The 3,963-nt window shown below is 32.7% G+C and carries 4 protein-coding genes; 1 reads left to right on the top strand and 3 read right to left on the bottom strand.

The annotated features are described in order from the left end of the window. Window positions 1–109 precede the first annotated feature (109 nt). The gene (locus ACOYLP_RS11290; protein WP_422856273.1) at window positions 110–364 is read left to right on the top strand and encodes a hypothetical protein; all 255 of its coding nucleotides are present in this window, start codon (window positions 110–112) and stop codon (window positions 362–364) included. Between the two features lie 32 nt (window positions 365–396). On the opposite strand, the gene ACOYLP_RS11285 is transcribed toward ACOYLP_RS11290, so the two are convergent. From ACOYLP_RS11285 to ACOYLP_RS11275, 3 genes are all read right to left on the bottom strand, one after another. Further along, complete coding sequence (locus ACOYLP_RS11285) at window positions 397–2,394, bottom strand: cytochrome c biogenesis protein CcdA (RefSeq protein WP_422856272.1); 1,998 nt, start codon at window positions 2,392–2,394, stop codon at window positions 397–399. Next, window positions 2,394–3,701 carry a tRNA lysidine(34) synthetase TilS gene (tilS, locus tag ACOYLP_RS11280; RefSeq protein WP_422856271.1) on the bottom strand — a complete coding sequence of 436 codons (1,308 nt, stop codon included), beginning with the start codon at window positions 3,699–3,701 and terminating at the stop codon, window positions 2,394–2,396. Before tilS ends, ACOYLP_RS11285 begins: the two co-directional genes overlap by 1 nt. Before the next feature lie 22 nt (window positions 3,702–3,723). Then, on the bottom strand, window positions 3,724–3,963 hold a 240-nt coding region (locus tag ACOYLP_RS11275; RefSeq protein WP_422856270.1), incomplete at its 5' end, for a chorismate-binding protein.

Here is a 3,963-nt window from a genome sequence, read left to right as displayed (position 1 = left end):
TTTGCAGGCTTATGAACGATTGGCGTTGTTTTTAGAGCGAATAAATCCGGCGAAGTTGTTGATTTGAGTGGCGCCGTTAAGTGACAACAAAGTAGATTATCAAAACCTTTTGATTCATCATATTGAACAAGAATACGAGCATAACATCACGCAACAAGTATATATTACAAGTGAACTATGGACGATGCTTTTGACTGCCAAAAATACTATCATTCAAAATATCAGAAAAACCGCTTTGGATGAAACTGTAACTACTGCAGATCAGTTAAGGGAAAAGATTTTAAGTAATCTATTGGACGGACAATCTGCCACTACTGTAGCATTAGCTTATTTAAAAAATGAAGTTGCTGAAGTTTTAGGATAAAAAAATCCTTCTCAATGAGAAGGATTTTTTGTTTATTTAAATTTTGAAATTCCGCCTTTTAGCCAAGCTAAGTAGTCATCGATGTTTGGAGTGTAAGCTACTGGTGTATTTAATTCTTTTTCATTTAAATCTAAAAGAACATATAGCGGCCTTGAATTATTGTTAAATCTAGTAATTTGAAATTCACTCCATTTCTTCCCAATGGTATTGATTTCTTTACCTTCTTTGGTTGTATACTGTTCTGCTTTCGGTAATTCCTTTTTATCATCTCCATACAATGAAATAAGTACCACTTTGTTCTTCAGAATGTTTAATACTTTTTCATCCGACCAAACATTGCTTTCCATCAATCGGCAATTGACACATTGCTTTCCTGTGAAGTCAATCATTATTGGTTTATTCACTTTTTTAGCATATTCTACTCCAGTTTTATAATCGGTGAAAGAAACTAAATTATGAACTGTTAATTCAGCTCCTGCTGGCAATTGCTCATTATATTCTGTTGCTTTATTGCCAAATCCTTGTGGACTTTCACTATAAGTTTGTGGTGGTGGAAAAGCCGAAATTAATTTAAGTGGAGAACCCCAAAGTCCTGGAATCAAATACACTGTAAACGCTAGGGAAGAAATAGCTAAGAGTAATCTTCCAACAGATAAATGTGAAATCGGACTGTCATGAGGTAATGTTATTTTTCCTAAAAGATACAATGACAAACCAACAAAAATGGCAATCCAAATAGCTATAAAAACTTCTCTGTGCAACCAATGCAAATCTAATCCTATATCAGCATTGGAAAGAAACTTGAATGCCAATGCTAATTCAACGAAACCAAAAACAACCTTAACAGTATTTAACCAACCGCCTGATTTTGGCATATTTCCTAACAACGTTGGTGCTAAGGCAAAAAACATAAAAGGCAATGCCAATCCAAATCCGAATCCAAGCATGGCTATAGAAAGGATATTTGCTCCACCATCAGAATTTAATGAAGTACCAAAAACCAAACCTAAAGCTGGACCAATACATGAAAAAGAAACTATAATTAAAGTCAATGCCATGAAAAATATCCCAACCATTCCACTTTTGTTAGACGCGTTATCTACTTTATTAGATAACTTGGATGGCATTGTAATTTCGAAAGCTCCAAAGAATGAGATAGCAAAAACAATAAATATTATAAAGAAAAAGATGTTTACATAAACATTAGTCGAAATTTCAGAGAAAATATCTCTACTTATTCCCTCAAAAATATGAAATGGAAGTGTAATAGCGACACAAATAAATACTATACAAGCCCCATAAAAAATAGCATTAAATCTTCCTTTGGATTTATTTTTTGCTTGTTTCAAAAAGAAACTTACTGTCATAGGTATCATCGGATATACACATGGAGTAAATGTCGCTACAATACCTCCTAAAAGTGCTAAAATAAAAATAGTCCACAATCCTTTTTGATCTTCTTTTTTTGGTGCTTCAACAACTACCAAAGGCTTACTTGCTTCTTTTATTTCATTTTTATTAGTTAATAGCGTGTCGATTTTTGAGACAGTATCAACAGCGGGAACTAAAGCAGTTTCTTTAATTGTAGGAATAGCAAACGTAAACTCCATATTATCATTTATGCAGGCTTGTTTGCAAACTTGATAATCAATTTTGGCTTTTATCGAACTAATCTTGGCATTTAGGATTTTTACTTTTTGGGTAAACGTAACCTTTTTTTCAAAGTAATATTCGTCAACTTCAAATACTTCATTATACTGTTTTTTATAGGGACTTTCCTTTACTTTTCCGACCAATTCATAGTTTCCTTTTTCATTTTCAAAGGCAAATTCAGCTGGCAACGGTCCGTTTTCAGGTGTAAACTGTGAATAGACATGCCACTCGTCATCAATTTTACCTTGCATTACTAAATTGAATTCGGTTTCAGAGAGTTTCTCTACTTTAGAAGTCCATTTTACTGGTTTAACAATTTGTGCCTTGACATAGACAAAAGCCAAAAAAAACAAAAGAAAAAAAAGTACTTTCTTCATTAGGTTGTATAATTTATTTTTAAAATTTTCGTTGTCTGTTCAGTAACTTTAAATCGCTCGTCCTGTCTTTTTCCAATAACCCAAACAATTTGATTTTCAGAACATAAAAGCCAAGTATTTGATTTGTCTAATAAAGAGAATTTTTTGTCTTTAAAAAACTTACTGAGCTTCTTTTTTCCATTCATTCCTAGAGGATAAAACCAATCTCCTTGCTGCCATTTTCTTATTTCTAAGGGAAATTGAAGTTTACCTTCGTCGACAAATATAGTATTAGTTGTATTAAACGAAATATCATCTACATTGAAAAAAGAAATATTTAAGGGAAATTTAATTTCTCTTTGATTTTTGGAAATCAAAAAATTACTTGGCTCAATTCCATTTTGCTTTGGGAATAAAATCAATTCATTCCTGTCTTTCAATAAAACATGAGTTTCCGAAAACACTTGTTTTCCTGATTGTGCTTTAACTAAATCATTAACAGCATTCCAATCGTTAAAGCCATATTCATTTAACCATTGGTATAAATAGGCTTTGTAATTTTGAAATTCCTTTAGTTTAGAAATATCAATTTTGATGGTGTCTTCCTCTGAAACCACTTGTTTATAGACCGTTTGTGATGCATCGGTAACCAGCGATTGCGCTTGTTGTAAATTAGAAATGGTATTTTCGAATGAATGTAATAAACTCGGATTGAGTTCTTTCAAAATAGGAATCACGTCGTGTCGCAATTTATTTCGCAAATAGTTATCCGATGCATTGCTACTATCTTCTCGCCATTCTACATTGTTTACTTTGGCAAATACTTCGATTTCATTTCTGGAAAAAGGCAATAATGGACGAATAATAGTTCCATTTTGTTCCGGAATTCCTGTAAAACCATCTAACCCAGAACCACGGGTAAAATTGATTAAAAAGGTTTCTAAACTGTCATCCAAATGATGCGCCGTTAGTATATAATCGTAATCATTATTTATCAAAAGCGTGTTGAACCAATCATAACGGAGATTTCGGGCAACAACCTGAATAGATAACTTTTCTTTTTCTGCAAAGGATTTGGTGTCGAATTTTTTAATAAAAATTGGTATTTGTAATTTTTCTGTTTGGGATTTAACAAAGTCTTCATCATAATCACTTTCATCACCACGAAGTTGAAAATTACAATGAGCTACTCGTATATCCAACTCCAACTTATGACATAAGCGTAACAAAACCATGCTGTCAATGCCTCCGCTCGTTGCCAAAAGGAGTTTCTTCTCTTTTAGAAAAGGAAAAATTTCATTAATATGGTTTTGGAATTTTGTGAGCATATTCAAAAGTAGTTATTTTAATTTAACCCAAAACTTCAAACATTGCCTTAGCTTTCAGCAAACATTCTTCGTATTCCTGTTCGGAATTTGATTGTGAAGTAATGGCGCTTCCAACGGAAAAGGAGACATATTTCTCTTGGGCATTATATAAAATACTTCGAATTACGACATTGAAATCGAAATCATTTTCCGGAGAAAAATAGCCAACAGCGCCGCTATATAATCCTCGTTTTGTCTCTTCCAGTTCTTCGATTATTTTCAT

The sequence above is a fragment of the Flavobacterium sp. genome, assembly GCF_049318325.1.
Classification (GTDB): Bacteria; Bacteroidota; Bacteroidia; order Flavobacteriales; family Flavobacteriaceae; genus Flavobacterium.
This window is presented reverse-complemented; position numbering and strand designations above follow the sequence as displayed.